This window comes from Pseudomonas sp. (genome assembly GCF_049653025.1).
Taxonomy (GTDB): domain Bacteria; phylum Pseudomonadota; class Gammaproteobacteria; order Pseudomonadales; family Pseudomonadaceae; genus Aquipseudomonas.
This window is the reverse complement of the sequence record NZ_JBASFM010000005.1, coordinates 148,015-166,704: the sequence shown is the minus strand read 5'-3', so window position 1 is coordinate 166,704 and position 18,690 is coordinate 148,015. Positions and strand designations below refer to the sequence as shown.

At 63.6% G+C, this 18,690-nt stretch carries 17 protein-coding genes; 12 read left to right on the top strand and 5 right to left on the bottom strand.

All coding sequences use genetic code 11. The features are described from left to right. Positions 1-163: 163 nt before the first annotated feature. Both WBK23_RS02670 and WBK23_RS02665 read left to right on the top strand, forming a co-directional pair. Positions 164-1,654, top strand: a complete 1,491-nt coding sequence (locus WBK23_RS02670; protein ID WP_424482442.1) for a flavin-containing monooxygenase — start codon at positions 164-166, stop codon at positions 1,652-1,654. A gap of 181 nt (positions 1,655-1,835) precedes the next feature. Beyond that, positions 1,836-2,006: a hypothetical protein gene (locus WBK23_RS02665; protein ID WP_424482441.1), complete on the top strand. Its 171-nt coding sequence runs from the start codon at positions 1,836-1,838 to the stop codon at positions 2,004-2,006. Positions 2,007-2,080: 74 nt separating this feature from the next. On the opposite strand, the gene WBK23_RS02660 is transcribed toward WBK23_RS02665, so the two are convergent. Next, positions 2,081-4,447 (bottom strand): putative bifunctional diguanylate cyclase/phosphodiesterase, encoded by a 2,367-nt coding sequence (locus tag WBK23_RS02660; protein ID WP_424482440.1) that lies wholly within the window; start codon positions 4,445-4,447, stop codon positions 2,081-2,083. Positions 4,448-4,576: 129 nt separating this feature from the next. Between WBK23_RS02660 and WBK23_RS02655 the strand changes: the two genes are divergently transcribed. From WBK23_RS02655 to WBK23_RS02635, 5 genes are read left to right on the top strand one after another with little or no spacing between them, the layout of a single operon-like run. Beyond that, positions 4,577-6,484 carry a CHASE2 domain-containing protein gene (locus WBK23_RS02655; protein WP_424482439.1) on the top strand — a complete coding sequence of 636 codons (1,908 nt, stop codon included), beginning with the start codon at positions 4,577-4,579 and terminating at the stop codon, positions 6,482-6,484. Continuing rightward, positions 6,477-7,130 carry a hypothetical protein gene (locus tag WBK23_RS02650; protein ID WP_424482438.1) on the top strand — a complete coding sequence of 218 codons (654 nt, stop codon included), beginning with the start codon at positions 6,477-6,479 and terminating at the stop codon, positions 7,128-7,130. Before WBK23_RS02655 ends, WBK23_RS02650 begins: the two co-directional genes overlap by 8 nt. 37 nt (positions 7,131-7,167) lie before the next feature. Then, positions 7,168-8,277, top strand: a complete 1,110-nt coding sequence (locus WBK23_RS02645; protein ID WP_424482437.1) for an autotransporter outer membrane beta-barrel domain-containing protein — start codon at positions 7,168-7,170, stop codon at positions 8,275-8,277. A 48-nt stretch (positions 8,278-8,325) separates the two neighbouring features. Continuing rightward, positions 8,326-9,114, top strand: coding sequence for an alpha/beta hydrolase (locus WBK23_RS02640; RefSeq protein ID WP_424482436.1), 789 nt, complete (start codon positions 8,326-8,328; stop codon positions 9,112-9,114). Next, a complete protein-coding gene (locus WBK23_RS02635) occupies positions 9,111-10,115 on the top strand; it encodes a caspase family protein (RefSeq protein WP_424482435.1) in 1,005 nt (334 codons plus the stop codon). Before WBK23_RS02640 ends, WBK23_RS02635 begins: the two co-directional genes overlap by 4 nt. Before the next feature lie 45 nt (positions 10,116-10,160). On the opposite strand, the gene WBK23_RS02630 is transcribed toward WBK23_RS02635, so the two are convergent. Continuing rightward, the gene (locus WBK23_RS02630) at positions 10,161-10,805 is read right to left on the bottom strand and encodes a methylamine utilization protein (protein ID WP_424482434.1); all 645 of its coding nucleotides are present in this window, start codon (positions 10,803-10,805) and stop codon (positions 10,161-10,163) included. A 72-nt stretch (positions 10,806-10,877) separates the two neighbouring features. Then, the gene (locus tag WBK23_RS02625; protein WP_424482433.1) at positions 10,878-11,777 is read right to left on the bottom strand and encodes a LysR family transcriptional regulator; all 900 of its coding nucleotides are present in this window, start codon (positions 11,775-11,777) and stop codon (positions 10,878-10,880) included. A gap of 99 nt (positions 11,778-11,876) precedes the next feature. Between WBK23_RS02625 and WBK23_RS02620 the strand changes: the two genes are divergently transcribed. The 4 genes from WBK23_RS02620 to WBK23_RS02605 all read left to right on the top strand — a co-directional run bounded on the left by WBK23_RS02620 (position 11,877) and on the right by WBK23_RS02605 (position 16,683). After that, complete coding sequence (locus WBK23_RS02620) at positions 11,877-13,118, top strand: 3-hydroxyacyl-CoA dehydrogenase NAD-binding domain-containing protein (RefSeq protein WP_424482432.1); 1,242 nt, start codon at positions 11,877-11,879, stop codon at positions 13,116-13,118. After that, positions 13,115-14,905, top strand: a complete 1,791-nt coding sequence (locus tag WBK23_RS02615) for an acyl-CoA dehydrogenase C-terminal domain-containing protein (RefSeq protein ID WP_424482431.1) — start codon at positions 13,115-13,117, stop codon at positions 14,903-14,905. The genes WBK23_RS02620 and WBK23_RS02615 overlap by 4 nt, the downstream gene beginning before the upstream one ends. Before the next feature lie 71 nt (positions 14,906-14,976). Continuing rightward, complete coding sequence (locus WBK23_RS02610; protein WP_424482430.1) at positions 14,977-16,140, top strand: iron-containing alcohol dehydrogenase; 1,164 nt, start codon at positions 14,977-14,979, stop codon at positions 16,138-16,140. 102 nt (positions 16,141-16,242) lie between these two features. Continuing rightward, the gene (locus tag WBK23_RS02605; RefSeq protein WP_424482429.1) at positions 16,243-16,683 is read left to right on the top strand and encodes an acyl-CoA thioesterase; all 441 of its coding nucleotides are present in this window, start codon (positions 16,243-16,245) and stop codon (positions 16,681-16,683) included. A 58-nt stretch (positions 16,684-16,741) separates the two neighbouring features. Here WBK23_RS02605 and WBK23_RS02600 read toward each other — a convergent pair whose 3' ends face one another. Further along, positions 16,742-17,173 carry a glycine zipper domain-containing protein gene (locus tag WBK23_RS02600; RefSeq protein ID WP_424482428.1) on the bottom strand — a complete coding sequence of 144 codons (432 nt, stop codon included), beginning with the start codon at positions 17,171-17,173 and terminating at the stop codon, positions 16,742-16,744. Between the two features lie 149 nt (positions 17,174-17,322). Beyond that, positions 17,323-17,985 carry a GMP/IMP nucleotidase gene (gene yrfG, locus WBK23_RS02595; protein ID WP_424482427.1) on the bottom strand — a complete coding sequence of 221 codons (663 nt, stop codon included), beginning with the start codon at positions 17,983-17,985 and terminating at the stop codon, positions 17,323-17,325. A gap of 133 nt (positions 17,986-18,118) precedes the next feature. On the opposite strand from yrfG, the gene nudE reads away from it, so the two are divergent. Beyond that, positions 18,119-18,685: an ADP compounds hydrolase NudE gene (gene nudE / locus WBK23_RS02590; protein ID WP_424482426.1), complete on the top strand. Its 567-nt coding sequence runs from the start codon at positions 18,119-18,121 to the stop codon at positions 18,683-18,685. The last annotated feature ends 5 nt before the right edge of the window (positions 18,686-18,690 follow it).

Sequence of the window (18,690 nt, the reverse complement as noted above, 5' to 3'; positions counted from 1 at the left end):
TTTGCGCGCTTCGGTCATTCTTCAGCCATAACTGTGGTCAGCCTGCGGCTGTTCACACCACTAAAGGTTGGATGACAAAAGCGCTGTTGGGGGTGAATCTGGCGGGCATTACGGGTCGACACGTGTTGGCCTGCATGCATAAGAAGAAGCCTGAGGAGCCCCCATGTCTGCCGAACATCTGGACGTATTGATCATCGGTGCCGGCCTGTCCGGCATCGGCGCGGCCTATCACCTGATGAAGCATTGCCCCGGTAAGCGCTTCGCCATCCTCGAAGGCCGCGCGGCCCTCGGCGGTACTTGGGATCTATTCCGCTATCCGGGCATTCGTTCCGACTCGGACATGTTCACCCTCGGCTACAACTTCAAACCCTGGACCAACCCGCTGGCGATTGCCGACGGCCCGTCGATCCGCAGCTATATCGAGGAAACCGCGCAGGAAAACGGCATCCAGGAAAAGATTCGTTTTCAGCACAAGGTGCTCAAGGCCGACTGGTGCAGTGAGCGCGCCACCTGGACCCTGCAGGTGCAGCGTGGCGAGGAAGGCGAGCCGATCAAATTGAGCTGCCAGCACCTGCTGATGTGCACCGGCTATTACCGCTACGAAGCGGGCTACACCCCAGAATTCAGAGGCCGTGAGCAGTTCAAGGGTGAATTTATCCACCCGCAGCTGTGGCCGGAGAACTTCGATTACAGTGGCAAGAACGTAGTGGTGATCGGCAGCGGCGCGACGGCGGTGACCCTGGTGCCGGCCATGGCCGATAAGGCCAAGCACGTGACCATGCTGCAACGCTCGCCAAGCTATGTGGTGAGCCTGCCGCAGGGCGATCCGATTTCCGCCTTCCTGCGCCGTTTTCTGCCGGAAACCTGGGTCTATCGCCTGGCGCGTACGCGCAACGTGGCGGTGCAACTGGGCTTCTACAAACTGTCCAAGGCCTTTCCCAGCCTGGTGCGCAAGGCCTTGCTTGGCCTGGCCAAACATCAGCTGGGCAAGGACTTCGATATGCGCCACTTCAGCCCGCGTTACAAACCCTGGGATGAGCGGGTGTGCGCGGTGCCCAATGGCGACCTGTTCAAGGTGCTGCGCCAGGGCAAGGCCTCGGTGGTCACCGAACACATCGACGGCCTGACGGCCAAGGGCATTCGTTTGAAGTCCGGTGAAGAGCTACCGGCCGATGTGATCATCAGCGCCACTGGCCTGGAGTTGCAGCTGTTTGGCGGTATGCAGGTGGCGGTGGATGGGCAGCCGTTCGAGGCGGCCCAGAGCATGGGCTATCGCGGCATCATGCTGCGCGACCTGCCGAACGCCGCGGTAGTACTGGGTTACACCAATGCCAGCTGGACGCTCAAGGCGGACCTTTCCAGCGAATATTTCTGCCGCCTGATCAACCATATGGACGCCATCGGCATGCGCCAGTGCACCCCGCGTGATACGGCGCGGCAGGTCAAGGACGCGCCGTTCCTCGACCTGGCTTCCGGCTATATCAAGCGCGCCGCCGACAAGATCCCCAGCCAGGGCGACCGCGCGCCGTGGAAGCTCTATCAGAACTACCTACTCGACCTGGCGCTGCTGCGTTACGGCAAGGTCGAGGATGGTTATCTGCAGTTCAGTGCGCCGCAGGTCGACGAATCCGCCGCAACGGTTGCGGCGGTCTAAACTGGATGGCGATGTAAGCCAAACGCTATAGCGGCTTGAGGCGTTATGCCTACAGAGATGTGGCCCTTTGCCGCTTTAGAAGCAGGCATAGGGCCACTATGCTTTGTGACAGCTATCACGGATGAATGGGCCAGGTGCCTTTGGCTGCTGCCACAAAGGAGTCCTCTAGAGGATGAACAGAATGGAATCGCTTCAGCAAGAACAACGCTACCTGCCAGAACTGCGGGCGCACATCGACAAACTGCTGGCCAAGGGCTGGGTGATCGCCGAACGCAGCCCACTGACCCTGCAGTCCGGGCGCAAGACCTATATGGTCATGCATGGCATGTTGATTGGTGATGCCGCGTTCTAGAGTTTGCCCCAAGGTTTTCCCGAGGCCGCTGCCGATCACTCCCTGATCGGCAGCGGCCTTTTTTGTGGCGTGTATCAGCCGGTATGGCGCGGCAGTTGCCACTGGGTGGCGGCCAGCCAGTCGGCAAACGCCGTTGGTGGTAGCGGTTTGCTGAGCAGGTAGCCCTGGGCGATATCGCAGCCGAGTTGATCCAGGCGTTCGAGAATGGCCTCGGTCTCCACTCCCTCGGCGACGATCTTCAGGCCCATGTTGTGCCCCAGTTCGATGGTCGAGCGCACGATGATGTCGTCATCGGGGTTGCTCAGTAGCTCCAGAACAAAGGATTTGTCGATCTTCAGCTCATGCACCGGCAGGCGCTTGAGCTGGGCCATGCTCGAATAGCCGGTGCCGTAGTCGTCGATCGACAGTTGTACGCCCAGCTCGCACAGCTGTTGCAGTTGGCCCATGGCCAACTCCGGGTCGGCCATCACCGCGCTCTCAGTGATTTCCACCACCAAACTGCCCGGCGCGACGCCATGTTCATTCAGCTGCGCGGCGATAAAGCCGGCAAAGCCAGGGTCGGCCAGATCCAGTGCTGAAACATTGACCGCAGTTTTCAGGTCCAGGCCCTGTTCCTGCCAGGCGCGGCTTTGCGCCACGGCGGTGCGCACTACCCAGCGGGTCAGGGCGCAGACGTTGCCGGTCTGTTCGGCCAAGGGGATAAATTCATCCGGCGGAATAAAGCCGTGCACCGGGTGAATCCAGCGCACCAGGCATTCCACGCCGTAGAGGCTGCGTTGGCGGATATTTAGCTTGGGCTGGAAGTACAGGCTGAGCTGGCCGCCTTCCACCGCGCCTTTCAGCTCGCTCATCAAGGCCAGGCGCAGCAGGCTGTGGCGATCCAGCTCCGGGCGGTAGAGGGCGTAAGGCGAGCGCTGCTGTTTGCCCAGGTACATCGCCACTTCGGCGTGTTGCAGCAGGCTGCCGGCGCTTTCACCGTGATCCGGGTGCAGGGCGATACCCAGCGTGGCGTTGAGGGTCATGCTGATGCCGCGCACCGCGAACGGCTCATGCAGGGCGGCGCGGTAATGCTCGGCGGCGGGGATCACCTGGCCGGGCTGGCAGTGGCTGATCAGCAGGGCGAACTCGTCGCCACCCAGGCGCGCCAGTTGTTCACCCGGTCGCAACAGCGCGCTCAGGCGTTCGGCCAGTTGGCAGAGCAACTGGTCACCGGCTTCGTGGCCGAGGGTGTCGTTGAGGTCCTTGAAGTTGTCCAGGTCCATCAGCAGCACCGCTACGCCTTCACCAGGCGGGCAGGCGGCTAGAGCCTGTTGCAGCTCGGCGACAAAGCGGTTGCGGTTGGCCAGTTCGGTTAGCGGGTCGCGGTAAGCGAGGAAACTGATGGTGGTTTCGCGTTCGGCGATACCTTGCTGCATGGCGACGAACTCACGCGCCAGCTGGCCGATTTCGCCACTGGCCTGGGTGGTCGGCACCTGCATTGCTACCTGATAGTCGCCGCCGGCGATGCGGCGCACGCTCTCGACCATCTGGCTGAGCGGGCGGCTGACCGTGTTGGCGATCCACAGTGCCCCGAGGCCAGCGAGCAGCAGGGCGATGGCGAAGATCCCCGCCAGTTGCCATTGCAGCGGCTGGTAATCGGCCAGCTCGGCCGACAGCGAGCGCATCAGCAGCACCTGCAAGGCCCCGCTGGTGCCGGCCAATGGCGCGCGCAGGGCGACTTGTTCAAGGCCTTGCAGCTCGAAACGGAACACGCCGTTGGCATTCGGCAGCTGCTGGCCGGCCAGCTCGGCGCGGGGCAGTGCCTCCAGGTTGCTGGCCAGTACCCGATAGGCCCCGGGCCGGCCATCCAGTAGCGCCACATCGGCCCCGCTGAGTTTGGCCAGATGACTGGCGGCCTGGTCGTCCAGCTCGAAGGCCATCAGCAACCAGCCCATCAGGTTCGGCCTGGGGGCAAAGATCGGTGTGGCGTTGATATGCAGCACCCGCTCGCCGAACACCACCAGGCGCTCGGCACTCTGCGGGTCATCTGGGTCGAGCAGGTCGTTCCAGGGCAGCAGGTTGCCCGGCAGCAGTTCAGCGCTGGTGCCGGCGAGGATCAGCCCTTCGGGGGCGCTGACCAGGGCAAAGCTGGCCTGGCTGCGCGAGGTGAAGGATTCCAGCGCGGCGGACAGCGATTGCGCTTCCTGCTGCGGGCTGGCGACCAGGTCGGCGATCTCGCCGAGCAGGGTGAAGTCCTTGGCGATCAGGTCAGCCAGTGCGCTTTGCGCCTGCCGCCGGCTCTGCAACTCGTTGTCCAGCACCACGTGGGCGAAGTCCAGCTGGCCGGCGACCTGACTCAGGGTGTGCTGGTAGGTGGAGCGGTAGACCAGGCCCAGCAACAGCACCATCACTGCCAGCAACAACAGCAGGAAGAAGCCGAGAATCTTGCCGCGCAGGGTCATGGCGTGTGCCTATGCTTGTGGATAGTCGGCTCGCCCATGGCGAAATGCCTTGAGTATAGAAAGACCCCGGGCGGGCGCAGCATCAGGTATGCACAAGGGGGCGGGATGCGGATAGCACGGGCATGGCGCATGCCCTTGAAGCTGATGGTGCTGGCCGCGCTCAGCGTCGCGCTGGTCGAGTGGGCGGGGCACGCGGGCCTGCTCGACGGCAGCGAGCGCCGCTTGCAGGACCTGCAATTCCAGCTGCAGGGTCGGCGCGACGAGCAGCAACAGGTGGCCATCGTGGCCATCGACGAGGACAGCCTGGCCCGCTACCCAGATGACCCCATGCTGTTCTGGACCGACCGCCTGGCTGTGGCAGTTGAGCGCCTGCGCCAGGTCGGGGTGCCGTTGGTGGGGCTGGATATGCTCTACAGCATCAGCCCCGAGCGCTGGCTGAGCAAACTGGACGCTGGTCATTTTCCGGGTGCCCGGGATTATGACCGGGCCTTTCGCGCGCAACTCGCCAGCGGCCAACTGCTGCTGGTGGCCAGCCGCTCCGGAGCAGGGGCGGCGGTGAGCGACTATCTGTTGCCGAGCCCCGATTACTTGCTGGCGTTGCCTGATTATGATTTGCAGGCGCATGTCGGCTTGGCGGATCTGCTGGTCGAGGGCGATGGTCTGGTCCGGCGCTATCGCGTGATGCCAGTAGCAGCTGCGGCGCGGGCCCAGCTGCAGGATGAGTTGCCGCAACTGAGTTTGCCCGCGCTGTTGGCCGTGCGCGCCGGGGGGCAGGATGTGCGTGCCGCCGCCTGGCAACTGGCGGGGCGTAGCGTATGGCCAGATCAGCCGGCGGCGGTCATTCCTTATCTGGGGCCGCCTGGGACCTTCCACAGCGTGCCCCTGCATCGGCTGTTGGCTGACGACGCCCTGAATGATCCCGAGGTGCAGGCCTTGCGCGGCAAGCTGGTGCTGCTCGGTGCCACGGCCGCCGGGCTCAACGATGCCCACTTCACCCCGTTCAGCAGCGACTGGCTGGGTGGCCGCAGCCTGCTGATGAGTGGGGTTGAGGTGCATGCCAATGTGCTGCAGGCACTACTCAGCGGCAGTTATCTGCGTAGTCCTGATAGCGGCTGGCGGGTGCTCGGTCTGCTGTTGCTGAGCACTATTGCGGTGGCGTGTTTGCTGCGCCCGCCAGTGTGGACGACTCTGCTACTGTGGCTGCTGGGTTTGGTGCTGCTGCTGGTGTTGGCGCAGCTGCTGTTTCGCCTGGGCTGGTTAATGCCGCTGAGCGCGGCGGGGCTGGTGCTGTCGCTAAGCTTTTTCGGCGTCCTGGGGCTGCGCCTGACCGGTGAGGAGCGTGAGCGCAACCGCCTGCGGCAGATGTTCGGGCGTTATGTCTCGGAGCAGGTGGTCGAAGCCCTGCTCCGTTCGGGTGAGCGGCCGGAGCTGGGCGGCCAGACACAGCGGGTGACTGTGCTGTTCTCCGATATCCGCAACTTCACCAGCATCAGCGAGCGGCTCACGGCCAAAGAGGTGGTGGAGATGCTCAATGCCTATTTCGCCCGCGCCTGTGAACCCTTGCTGGCTGAGGGCGGCAGCATCGATAAGTTTATTGGTGATGCGGTGATGGTCGAATTTGGCTCCCCCGTACCGTTGGACGACCACGCCCAGCGTGCGGTTCGTGCTGCGCTAGCCTTGAAGAAGGTTGCCGAGGAGTTCGCCGGCTGGATGCAGCAGCGCTTCCCCGGCCGCGACCTGCCAGCCTTTGCTGTCGGCATCGGGTTGCACAGTGGTGAGGCGGTGTTGGGCAATATCGGCTCGCCGGTGCGCATGGAGTTCACCGCCATCGGCGATACGGTCAACCTGGCTTCGCGTTTGGAGGGCATGACCAAGGAGCTTGGCTGCGCAATCCTGGCCAGTGCCGAGTGCATTGCCGAGGCGGGTGAGCGGGTGCGTTGCGGGCGCAGCGAGGTGATCCGGGTCAAGGGCCGCGAGGCACCGATCCAGGTCTTTGAAGTTATCGGTTGGCATCAGGGAGACCCGGAAAATGCTTAGACAATGCTGTCGCGTGGGGCTGTGTGCACTGGTCTGGCTGCCCGGCCTGGCGCTGGCGCTTGAGGTCGGCTTGGTCACTGGTCTGAGCGGCGCGGTCGTGTTGAGTGGCCCGCAGCAGGCTGAAAGCCGGGCACTGCAGGCATTCAGCAAGCTGCATGACGGCGACCGCCTGATCCTGCCGGAGCAAGCTCGCCTGCAGCTGGTGCTCTTCCACAGCGGCGAGGAGCAGGTCTGGCAGGGGCCGGGCGAGCTGCAGGTGCGCAGCGCTGGCATCACCGCCCAGAGCGCGGCATTGCAGCCTCAGGTGCGCCAGCTGCCGAAGGTGTTGGTCAAACAACTGGCCAAGACCCCGGCCCCGGACGGTCAGGTCAAGGCCGGTATGGTGCGGCTGCGCAGCATGCCGAGTGGCGGCACCCTGGAGTCGCTGGAGAAGAATTATGCGCAGCAGCGTAAAGCCGCCTTGGCGACAGATCGAAATCCGGAGCTATACCTGTTGGCAGGGTATTTCGAATTGCGTGAGTTTGATTTGTTGCAGCAGTTGCTGACGCGGATGGAGAAGAAGTCCCCAGGTGATAAGGAAGTGGCGCTGCTCCGCTCCCTTTATCTGCGCGCTGTGAATAACGCCAAGATGGCAGCCGAGCCGTAGCCAGAACAAGAAGAACTGCACTCGTAGGAGATTCTCGATGAAAGTCACCTCCAGGCTGGCCTTGGCCGGCATGTGTCTAGTATTCCCTTTCGCTGCTTCAGCCAACTGCTTATCTGCGTATTCAAACTATCTTTCTGGCGGCATATTCGCCGCAGATGCCTTGTCCAGCCAGCCTGAGTGTTTTGGCGGTGGGGCGACGACCTCCCAGGTGATGGTCAATGCAACCGCGGGTCAACAGTCCTTGGCAATCTCGGACAACCTGGCGCGGCGTTGGACTGTGCCCGGTGCGCCTGCGGTAGCGGGCGGTGCAGCAGGCCGCGGAATGGCCGCAGGTGATGCCCTGCCGGCCTTGAATCTGTGGACCAGCGCGGCGGATGAAGATACTGACCAACGCTTTGGCAACGTTGCCGGCAACACCACGAAGAATGACTTTGATATCCAGAACTACATTGTCGGTGCTGATTTTGGCCTTTCTCCGGCATTGATTCTGGGGGCTTCCCTGGCCATCGACAAAGGGGACATCTCCGGTATCAGCACTGCCGTAGGTGCAGAAGAGAACGAGCTGAGCAGTAGCGGCTTTATGCTCGCGCCTTATCTCGGCTGGCAGTTGAATGAGCAATGGGCGCTGGATGCCAGTGTGGGTATTGGTGAAGGGGAACTCGACGCCAGCGACAGCAGCCGACAGGATGTTGACCGTTGGTATGCCGGTGCGAACCTCAATTACCAGCGTTGGTTAGGCAGCTGGCAGTTCAGTGGGCGGTTCAGTTACCTGCATGCCGAAGAGTCCTATGACGATATTCGTCTGCGCGGCGAAACCCAGCAGCAGCTCGGTGGGCTGCAGAAACTGCAGGACTCTGACGCCACCAATGAGCTTGATCGAATTCAGTTGGGTGGTCAGGTTGGTTACTGGTGGAATGGCTGGCTGCCCTACGCCGGTCTGCACTATATGGACGATGTGCACCGCTCGACCACGCAGGATTTTGCCCCGTCTGATCCGATTGGACGTGAGGCCTGGATCTGGGCACTGGGGGTCAACTACCTCTCCCTGGCTCACGGGGTCAGCGCCGGTCTGGCCTACGAGCAAGAGGAAGGCCGTGGCAATCAGGATCTGAACACCTGGATGGCCAACCTTAACCTGCGTTTCTGAGTGTGGGTGGACGCAGTGCGCTGGCGCTGGGTGCTGTTGGGTGCATGCGTGAGTTGGCTGAGTGGTTGCGCTCAGCCCATTCACCTACAGGGCTCGCGGCCGCAGACCGAGGCCTGGGCAATGGCGCGGGGCTGGTCGCCGGCTGAACTGGCGGCCCAGCCGTTCAACCTGCTGGGTCTGCTGCGGCAGACTGCTGTCTCGCAGACCCTCGCCCTGTATATCGAGGGCGATGGCGCACCTTGGCCTTCCGCCTATCGACCGCCACAGGATCCAACGCCCATTCGGCCGTTGGCGATGTTGCTTGCTGAGCGAGACACAGCCGCGGCCGTTGCCTACCTGGGGCGGCCTTGCCAGTACCTGAGCACGAGCGAGTTGCGCCAGTGTTCGCCTGTGTACTGGACTGATCGGCGCTTCTCAGCCGAAGTCTTGCAGGCCATGGATCGGGCGGTCAGTGAGCTCAAGCATCAGGCGGGAGCCGAGCGGCTGCGCTTAGTTGGTTACTCCGGTGGTGGCGTATTGGCTACCCTGCTGGCGCAACGGCGTGATGATGTCGAGCTCTTGGTGACGCTGGCCGCCCCGCTGGCGCTGAACGAGTGGAGCAGACGCCTGCAGTTGTCGCCTTTGCATGGCTCGCTGGACCCATTGGATGGGCCGCGTCAGCGGGCGCGGGCGCTGCATTTCAGTGGCGCGGCTGACCAGGTGGTGCCCACCGCTGTCGCCGCACATTTCGTCGCCCGGCATGGCGGGCGTCTGGAGCAGGTACCTGGCTTCGACCATGCATGCTGCTGGCTGCAGCGTTGGCCGGCACTGCTGACGGCTCTGGAGAATGGGCAATGAAAACGACCTATTGGTTGGCCTTGTCGCTGCTGGTACTGGTCGAACCGGTGCTGGCCGATTTTCGCCCGCCGGCTTTTGCTGGCGGTATACCCGGACGTGCACAGATGCAGGCCATTGATCTGCAGCGGCACCAAGCCCGCACCTTGCTGTATCGCGAAGCCCTGGAGGAGTTGCGGCGTAATCCGCGGGTGGTGGATGTGCGCGAATGTACGGCAGCCGATGACGACCAGGCCTACTGCCTGCCCAAAGCCGCATTGGGTGGTGTGCCGACAGCAATTGCCGGGCGGCCGATCGAGCGGCGTGTGGCGCTGCTGATCGGCAATAACCAGTACCAGCTGCCCATTCCGTCTCTGCTCACGCCCGTCCACGATGTCGAACGGGTTGCCGCCACGCTCAAGCAGGTACTGGGGTTTGAACTGCGCGTGCTGAACAACGCCAGCAAGGCCGATATTGTCCGCGCGGTGGCCGCCCTGGCGCGGGAGATGACGCCGGCCGATGCGGTGTTCGTTTATTACGCTGGGCATGGCTACCTGATGGATGACACCGAGATGGGTTACTGGATACCCAGCGATGGCTCGGTCAAGACTGCGGCGCAGTGGATCTCCAATCAAGATATCGCCACCCTGCTGCGGGCGATTCCCGCGCGTCAGGTATTGCTGGTCTCGGACAGCTGCTTTTCCGGCACCCTGGTGCGGGGCCAGACTTATCAGGGCGGGCGGATTGCACCTGGCGAGGTGCTGCGCAAACGTAGCGTGCTGGTGCTGTCTTCCGGTGGCGAAGAGCCGGTATCCGATGAAGGCAAGGACGGCCATTCGATATTCGCCTGGCATTTTCTGCGCAGCCTTCAGGGGCTGAATGCCACCGTGCCGGGTTTCAATCTGTATCAGGTGGTGCGCCGCGGGGTGAGTGAGGATTACCCGCAACAGCCGCAATATGGCGCGGTGACGGTCGCCGGGCATGAGGCGGGCGGCGAGTATCTATTCGAGCGTTTGCCGAATTAGTCCATAGCTTCCGCAGTGCCACGCAGAAGACCGCTGGGCTTGACGTTAAGGCACATAGCCGCCTTTACCTTGGGGGCGTGCGGCCGGGGTCTTCGGCCGAGGGTCACGCTTGAGGGGCGCGTCCAGTTGCCAGGTCAGTGGGCTGGCGCTTGGTAGAGCACGGTTCAGCGGTGCGCTGGCGTCACTCAGGCGCGGGTGCCAGAGCTGCAGTTGCTGGCCGTCGGCGGGCTCGAATTCCAGGCGCGCGTGGCCGTTTGCGTCGGTCTGGGTGAACCAGGGGCTGTCCAGCACCAGGATAAAACCGAGCATCCAGTCGTGGATATTGCAGCCCAGGGTGACCAGGCCGGGCTGATCGAAACGTAGCTCCTGCGGGGCGGCGTTCTGCTGGTGCAGGCGCAGCTCGAAGCGCTTGGCCGGGGAGAAGGAGTAGACGTGATGGTTGATCGGGTCGGAGTTGGGGAAGCTCACCGTGGTGCCGACCTGCACCGGCAGGATATAGGGCGTGAACTGGCGTTTCTGCTGGTCCATCACCACGCGCGCGGTGCTCGCTTGGCCGGGCCCCGGGTCGACCCACAGCACCGCTTCGGCGAGTGGTTTGCCCTGGTTGTCGAGCAGTTGGATATCCAGGCTGGCCGCTTCGGCCGCGCCACCCACCAGTACGCTCAGCAGTAGCCAGCCTGACGTGCCCATCGTTGCCCCCAGTACCGCGCAGTCGTAGCGCTGAGTATAGGAAGGCTTTGTTGTGCTGCCCGCTGTGCGAGATCAGCTCTGGCCGATGGCGATGATCTGCTCGATCAGCCATTGCAGCGCCGGGTCGCGCTGGCGCTGGGCCAGGCTGACGGTTTCCAGGTGGAACGGGCCGAGGGCGAAAGGCAGGTCGAACAGTTGCAGCGGCAGCAGGGTGGCGAAGTGGCGTGCCAGCTGGCTGGGCAGCACCGCCGCCAGTTCGCTGCTGGCGACGATATGCGCGGCCTGCAGGTAATTGGGCGTGGTGTAGAGGATGTCGCGGCACAGGCCCTGTTCGCCGAGCCACTGGTCGACCATGCCGCGGGTCTGGCCGCCGTGCACCCAGAGGTGGCGCAGGTGCAGAAAGCGCTCCAGGTCCATCGGCCCGGTGCCCAGCGGATGGTCGCGGCGCAGCGCCAGTTGCAGGGTTTCACTCATCCAGTGACGGCGGGCGAAGCGGGCGGGAATCTCCTCGAAGCGCCCCAGCACCAGGTCCAGCTCGCCTTTGTCGAGCGCCTCGGCGGGCAGGCTCGGGCTCAGGTGATGGATATCGAGGCGAATGCCAGGGGCCTGCTGGCTCAGCTGTTCGAGCAGGCGCGGCATGCAGATCAGCTCCACGTAGTCGGTCAGCGCGATGCTGAAGCGCTGACGGCTGCTGGCCGGGTCGAACGCCTCGCCGGCATGCAGGCTCTGCTCGATCTGCTGCAGGGCGCTGCGAATCGGCGCTTCCAGGGCCTGCGCCCGGGGTGTCGGCTGCATGCTGCGGCCGACCCGCACCAGCAGCGGGTCGTCGAGCAGTTCGCGCAGGCGATTGAGCGCGTTGCTCACTGCCGGCTGGCTGAGCGACAGGCGGGCGGCGGCGCGGGACACATTCTGCTCGCGCATCAGCGCATCGAACACGCGCAGCAGGTTCAGATCGAAGTTTGAGATATTCATTGGCTGAATACGAAGTATCACAAGACTAAATTTCAAAAATAGTAACGCCTTGCTTATGGTGGTTGGCGAATTTTCTTCAGCTGATCAAGAGGCACCTGCATGAGCCACGTTGCTTTCACCATCGAACAAGCCGCCGTCATCGGTGCGGGCACCATGGGCCGCGGTATCGTCATGAGCCTGGCCAACGCCGGGATTCAGGTGCTGTGGCTGGATAACAACCCGCAGATGCTCGAGCAGGCCATGACCGTGGTGGCCGAAACCAACGCGCATAACGTCAAACTGGGCCGTATCAGCGAAGAGCAGGCCGCCGCACGGCTGGCCTGCGTCACCCCGGTGGGCGAGTACGCCGCGCTGGCGGATGTCGACTTGGTGATCGAAGCGGTGTACGAGAACCTCGAACTCAAGCAGCAGATCTTCCGCACGCTCGACGCGACCCTGAAGCCAGGCGCGATCCTCGCCAGCAACACCTCGGCGTTGGATATCGATGCGATTGCCACCGTCACCCAGCGCCCTGAGCAGGTGCTGGGCCTGCACTTCTTCAGCCCGGCGCACATCATGAAACTGCTGGAAATCGTCCGTGGCGAAAAAACCGCCAAGGCTGTGCTGGATGCCGCCGTCGAGCTGGGTCAGCGCATCGGCAAGGTCAGCGTGGTGGCCGGCAATTGCGACGGCTTTATCGGCAACCGCATGCTGCACACCTATGTGCGCGAGGCGCGCATGCTGCTACTCGAAGGCGCGTATCCGCATCAGGTCGACGCTGCACTGCAGGGCTTTGGTTTCGCCATGGGTCCGTTCCGCATGTACGACGTGGTCGGCATCGACCTGGAATGGCGCGCCCGCGAGCTGGCTGGCAAGGGCCAAGATGACCCGGCGGTGCAGGTGGATAACCGCCTCTGCGGCCTCGGCCGTTTTGGCCAGAAGGCGCGCATGGGTTATTACCGCTACGCCGAAGGCAGCCGCCAGGCCAAGCACGACCCCGAGGTCGATGCGCTGGTGCTGCAGGTCTCCGAGCAGCTGGGTTTTGCCCGCCGCGAAATCGGCCCCGAGGAAATCCTTGAGCGCTGTCTGCTGGCGCTGGTCAACGAGGGCGCGAAGATCCTCGAAGAGAATATCGCCGCCAATAGCCACGACATCGACCTGGTCTACCTCAACGGCTATGGCTTCCCCGCTGATAAGGGCGGGCCGATGAGCTGGGCCGACAGCCAGGGCGCGGCCGACATCCTCGGCCGTTTGCAGGATCTGCAAAGCCACTTCGGCAGCCACTGGCAACCGGCGGCACTGATTGAACAACTGGCCAGCAGCGGCCAGCGCTTCGCCGACGTGCAGGAGGGCCGGGTATGAGCTACCAAGCGCCGCTGCGTGATATGCGTTTCGTCCTGCACGAACTGTTCGATATCAGTGCCCATTGCGAACTGCTCGGCAACGGTCTCGACCGCGAGCTGATCGACGGCGTGCTGGAAGAGGGCGCGCGTTACGCCGCCGAGGTAGTGGCACCGCTCAATCGCAACAGTGATGAGCAGGGTTGCCAGCTGAACGATGGCCAGGTAAGCACGCCGGACGGCTTTGCCGAGGCCTATCAGCAGTATGTCGATAACGGCTGGGCGAGCATGACCGGGCCCAGCGAGTACGGCGGCCAGGCACTGCCGCAGATGCTCGCGTGCAACTTCCACGAAATGCTGATGGGCGCTTCGTTGTCGTTCCGGGTGTATTCCGGGCTGACCGAAGGCGCGGTGCTGGCGCTGTACAAACATGGCAGCGAAACGCTGAAAAACACCTATCTGCACAAGCTGGTCAGCGGCCAATGGACCGGCACCATGTGCCTGACCGAACCGCAGGCCGGTACCGACCTGGCGCTGCTGCGCACCAAGGCCGAGCCGCAGGCGGACGGCAGCTTCAAGGTCAGCGGCAGCAAGATTTTTATCAGCGGCGGCGAGCAGGACCTCTCGGAAAACATCATCCACCTGGTGCTGGCGCGCCTGCCGGATGCGCCGGCCGGGGTGAAGGGCATCAGCCTGCTGCTGGTACCGAAATTTATCGCCGCGGCTGATGGCACACCGGGGGCGAAGAACCTCCTGAGCTGCGGCGCGATTGAACACAAGATGGGCATCAAGGGCGCGTCCACCTGCGTGATGAACTTCGACGGTGCCACCGGCTGGTTGCTCGGTGAGGCCAATCAGGGCCTGGCCTGTATGTTCACCATGATGAACGATGCGCGTTTCCAGGTCGGTTTGCAGGGCTTAGGGATAGGCGAAGCGGCGTTCCAGGGCGCGCTGCGTTATGCCCGCGAGCGCTTGCAGTCGCGGGCGCTAAGCGGCGCGGCCGAGCCGACCAAGGCGGCCGATCCGATCATCAATCATCCGGATGTGCGGCGCATGCTGCTGACGCAGAAGAGCCTGGTCGAAGGCAGCCGCATGCTCGCGGCCTACTGCGCACGCCAGCTCGATCTGGAACATGGTCACCCGGACGCAGCGGCGCGCAAGGCCGCCGGCAAGCGCGCGGCGCTGCTTATCCCGATCGTCAAAGCCTTCTTTACCGATATGGGCCAGGAAGTCGCCAGCCATGCCGTGCAGGTGTATGGCGGCCACGGCTTTATCCGCGAGTGGGGCATTGAGCAGCTGATGCGCGACAGCCGCATCACCCAGCTTTATGAAGGCACCAACGGCATTCAGGCGCTGGACTATATCCGCCGCAAGGTGCTCGGCGACGGCGGTACCGAACTGTCGGCGTTGCAGGCGGAGTTCAGCGAACTGTGCGACGCCCAGGCGGGGCGGCCGGCCCTCGCGGCCCTGGCCACGACAGTGCAGGCGCGATTGGGTGAATGGCGCGAGCTGAGCAGCGAGGTGATTGCCGCCAGCCAGCGCGATGTTGAGGAAATCGGCGCGGTGTCGGTGGATTTCCTCCAGTATTCGGCCTATGTGTTGTTAGCCGGCTTCTGGTTGCAAGCGGCGGCGCGCGCTCAGGATGCGCTGGACGCATCCACTGGCGATGCCGCCTTCTACCAGGCCAAGTTGCAGAGTGCCGATTTCTACCTGCGCCGGGTGTTGCCACGGGCCAGCGCACACCGTGAAGCCCTGCTTGGCGGTGCCGCCTGCCTGATGGCGATGGACGAGGCCAGTTTCGCCTTCTAAGCCGCGCAGGATCAGCCAGGCCGTGCACATTTCCCGGATTGAATCCGGGCTACGAAGAATAAGGAGTCAGCATGCAGCCGTTCAGCTTTGCGACCACCGCGCAGATCCTTTGCGAAATTGGCGCATCCCAGCGCCTGGCTGAGCTGTGCCGCGAGCGCGGCGCGCAGCGGGTGCTGATCGTCACCGATCCGGGCATCAGCAAGCTGGGGCTGCTCAACGAGGTACTGCCTGGTTTTGCCCGGGCCGGCTTGAACGTCGAGGTCTTCGATCAGGTGGTCGCCGACCCGCCGGAGGCGATTCTGCTGGCCGCCGTAGCACAGGCCAAGGCGCTCAAGGCCGAGTTAATCATCGGCTTTGGCGGCGGCAGCTCGATGGATGTGGCCAAGCTGGTGGCCTTGCTGGCGCACGCCGATTGCCGGCAGGCGCTGGCGGAGCTCTATGGCGTCGGCAATGCCCGTGGCCAACGCCTGCCGCTGATCCTGGTGCCGACCACCGCCGGCACTGGCTCGGAAGTTACGCAGATTTCCATTATCACCACCGGTGAAACCACCAAGATGGGCGTGGTCTCGCCGTTGTTGCTGCCGGACCTGGCGCTGCTGGATGCCGAGCTGACCCTCGGTCTGCCAGCGGCGGTGACTGCGGCCACCGGCATCGACGCCATGGTCCACGCCATCGAGGCCTACACCAGCAAGATCAAGAAGAACCCGCTGTCCGACCTGCTGGCGCGCGAGGCGCTGCGCCTGCTCGCCGCCAATCTGGATAAGGTGGTGCAGGACGGCGCTGATCGTGAGGCGCGCCAGGCCATGCTGCTGGGTTCATGCCTGGCCGGTCAGGCGTTTGCCAATGCGCCGGTGGCGGCGGTGCACGCGCTGGCCTATCCGCTGGGTGGGCACTTCCATATTCCCCATGGTCTGTCCAATGCCCTGGTGCTGCCGCATGTGTTGGGCTTCAATGCCAGCGCTGCCGCGCCGCTGTACGCCGAGCTGGCCCCGCTGGTGGTGGGTGCCGCGCTGCGCGCCGGCAGCGTGATGGACCAGACCGAGCAGTTCATCATCGCCCTGGCTGATTTCAGCGAACGCAGCGGCCTGCCGACTCGCCTGCGCGATGCCGGGGTGCCGCAGGGCATGCTCGCGCAACTGGCCCGCGATGCCATGTTGCAGCAACGCCTGCTGGTCAATAACCCACGGGAAATGACCGAGGAACATGCCCTGGCGATTTATCAGGTGGCTTATTAAGGCCGTTTCGCGGCTAAAGCCCCTCCCACAGAAGTGTTGTGCCCCGTGGGAGGGGCTTTAGCCGCGACCTTTCTGCTCTGCCGCCCACTCTAAGGACTCCCGATGACCCCCCCTCAACACCTGCGCAGCGACTACCCGCATTTCCGCCCAATCAGCACACGCTGGCATGACAACGACATATACGGCCATGTGAATAACGTCACCTACTACAGCTTCTTCGACAGCGCGGTGAACACCTACCTGATCGAAGTCGGCGGCCTGGATATCCATAACGGCAACGTGGTCGGTTTCGTGGTCAGCTCCAGCTGCGACTACTTCGCCTCCATCGCCTTCCCCGATGCCATCGAGATCGGCCTGCGGGTCGGCAAGCTGGGCAACAGCTCGGTGCAGTATGAGTTGGCGGTGTTCAAGGCCGGTGAAGACGAGGCCTGCGCGGCGGGGCGTTTTGTGCATGTCTTCGTCGACCGCCAGAGCAACCGCCCTGTGCCGATCCCCGAGGGTTTGCGCGCAGCGCTGGTGCCGTTATTGGTACAGCCGGCCTGATTGACGGGCTATAAAAAAGCCGCTGAATCAGCGGCTTTTTTGCATCTGCACTCAGCACTCAGTGGTGTTTGTGCTTCTTATGTTTTTTGTGCTTTTTGCCGTTGTAGTGGTCACGGTCGTTGTCGTCGCGGTCATTGCCGGCAAACTCGTTACCCAGCGCACCACCGGCGGCACCGCCCAGGCCTGCGCCGATGGTCGAACCGGTGCTGCCACCGACCTTGCCACCCAGTACCGAACCGCCGGCAGCACCCAGGCCGCCACCCAGCGCGGCTTCGGTCTTGTTGCCGTCGCGTGCGGTAATCACCCCACCCGCCGCGCCGCCCAGGCCCGCGCCAATCGCCGCACCGGTGCTGCCACCGACCTGCTGGCCGATCACGTTGCCCAGTGCGCCACCAATGCCACCGCCGATGGCAACTTTGCCGGTGTCACCGGCGTGGGCTGCGGGAATCAGCAACACGCTGAGGGTTAATGCGGAGAGAAGCGTACGCATACTGCAAAACCTCTGTAACAGGGGATGGGATGTGGCGATAAACACTTAGAGGGCGATTTTGCGGAAAAATCCCGCCGTCAGTCGGCGCGGCGCAAGGCAACCGCGCGCAGTGTGATGCAGGGCGCAATTGGCGCAGCCATTGGTCGGCTTTACAGACCTTGCAGCAGCGCGCGGTAATCCTCTACCGCGGCGAACTCCTCGGTGTCCTTCAGTCCGGCCTGGCTATCGGGCTGACGCACGGCGAGCAGATGGCCTACGCCGAACTGCCCGGCACTGCGCAGGATCGGCAGGCTGTCGTCGATAAACAGGCTGCGTGCCGGCTCAAAGGCGAAGTCTGCCTGCAGCGCGTGCCAGAACTGCTGGTCTTCCTTGGGGTAGCCATAGTCGTGGGAGCTGATCAGCCGATCGAAGAACGGTGCCAGTTCGATGCGCTCCAGCTTCAGCGACAGTGAGTCGCGGTGCGCGTTGGTGATCAGCACCACGCGTTTGCCGGCGGCGCGGATGGCAGCGAGGAAGGTGTCGGCGTCCGGGCGCAGGGCGATCAAGTGCGCCACTTCACGCTTGAGGTCGCGGATCGACAGGTTCAGCTCGCGGCTCCAGAAGTCCGTGCAATACCAGTTGAGCTGGCCGGCGTGTTGGCGAAACAGCGGCAGCAGCTCGGCCTCGGCCAGCTCGCGGCTGACCCCATGCAGCTCGGCATAGCGCTGCGGCAGATGCTGCAACCAGAAGTGGTTGTCGAAGTGCAGGTCGAGCAGGGTGCCGTCCATATCCAGCAGGACGGTGTCGATGGCGTTCCAGGGCAAGGCGGGCATGCGCAGTTCTTCAGGCTGATGCGCAGGCTGTCGCGATTTGCGCCTTTGGCGTCGTGATCGCGCAATCTCCTACGCAGATAATAGGAAAAGCCGCGCTATGATAACCCGCTATGTCCTGCCCAGGAGCCGTCCCATGCGTCAGAAACCCACCGTGTTGGCCCGCGAAATCGTCGCCAGCAGTCGCCTGTTCCGTGTCGAGGAGCTGCAACTGCGCTTCAGCAATGGCGTGGAGCGCACCTACGAGCGACTGGTGGGCAAGGGCGCGGGTTATGGCGCGGTGATGATCGTGGCGATGATGGATGGCGAGCACGCGCTGCTGGTCGAGGAATACTGCGGCGGCACCGATGACTATCAGCTGTCGCTGCCCAAGGGCCTGATCGAACCGGGCGAGGATGTGCTGGAGGCCGCCAACCGTGAGCTCAAGGAAGAAGCCGGCGTTGGCGCGCGGCACCTGGAGCTGTTGGCCGAGCTGAGTCTGTCGCCGGGTTATATGAGCCAGAAGATTCAGGTGGTGCTGGCCTGGGACCTTTACGAAGAGCGCCTGCCCGGCGATGAGCCGGAGCCGATGCGCGTCGACCAGACCAGCCTGCGCGAGCTGTCGAGCCTGATCCAGCATCCGCAATTTACCGAAGGCCGCGCCCTGGCCGCGCTGTACCTGGCCCGTGATGTGCTGACCCAGCGTGGCGTCTTCAAACTATGAGCCAA

Coding starts and splice junctions, on each gene's coding strand:
- WBK23_RS02670 (WP_424482442.1), top strand. CDS start 164: ATGTCTGCCGAACATCTGGACGTATTGATCATCGGTGCCGGCCTGTCC.
- WBK23_RS02665 (WP_424482441.1), top strand. CDS start 1,836: ATGGAATCGCTTCAGCAAGAACAACGCTACCTGCCAGAACTGCGGGCG.
- WBK23_RS02660 (WP_424482440.1), bottom strand. CDS start 4,447: ATGACCCTGCGCGGCAAGATTCTCGGCTTCTTCCTGCTGTTGTTGCTG.
- WBK23_RS02655 (WP_424482439.1), top strand. CDS start 4,577: ATGCCCTTGAAGCTGATGGTGCTGGCCGCGCTCAGCGTCGCGCTGGTC.
- WBK23_RS02650 (WP_424482438.1), top strand. CDS start 6,477: ATGCTTAGACAATGCTGTCGCGTGGGGCTGTGTGCACTGGTCTGGCTG.
- WBK23_RS02645 (WP_424482437.1), top strand. CDS start 7,168: ATGAAAGTCACCTCCAGGCTGGCCTTGGCCGGCATGTGTCTAGTATTC.
- WBK23_RS02635 (WP_424482435.1), top strand. CDS start 9,111: ATGAAAACGACCTATTGGTTGGCCTTGTCGCTGCTGGTACTGGTCGAA.
- WBK23_RS02630 (WP_424482434.1), bottom strand. CDS start 10,805: ATGGGCACGTCAGGCTGGCTACTGCTGAGCGTACTGGTGGGTGGCGCG.
- WBK23_RS02625 (WP_424482433.1), bottom strand. CDS start 11,777: ATGAATATCTCAAACTTCGATCTGAACCTGCTGCGCGTGTTCGATGCG.
- WBK23_RS02620 (WP_424482432.1), top strand. CDS start 11,877: ATGAGCCACGTTGCTTTCACCATCGAACAAGCCGCCGTCATCGGTGCG.
- WBK23_RS02615 (WP_424482431.1), top strand. CDS start 13,115: ATGAGCTACCAAGCGCCGCTGCGTGATATGCGTTTCGTCCTGCACGAA.
- WBK23_RS02610 (WP_424482430.1), top strand. CDS start 14,977: ATGCAGCCGTTCAGCTTTGCGACCACCGCGCAGATCCTTTGCGAAATT.
- WBK23_RS02605 (WP_424482429.1), top strand. CDS start 16,243: ATGACCCCCCCTCAACACCTGCGCAGCGACTACCCGCATTTCCGCCCA.
- WBK23_RS02600 (WP_424482428.1), bottom strand. CDS start 17,173: ATGCGTACGCTTCTCTCCGCATTAACCCTCAGCGTGTTGCTGATTCCC.
- yrfG (WP_424482427.1), bottom strand. CDS start 17,985: ATGCCCGCCTTGCCCTGGAACGCCATCGACACCGTCCTGCTGGATATG.
- nudE (WP_424482426.1), top strand. CDS start 18,119: ATGCGTCAGAAACCCACCGTGTTGGCCCGCGAAATCGTCGCCAGCAGT.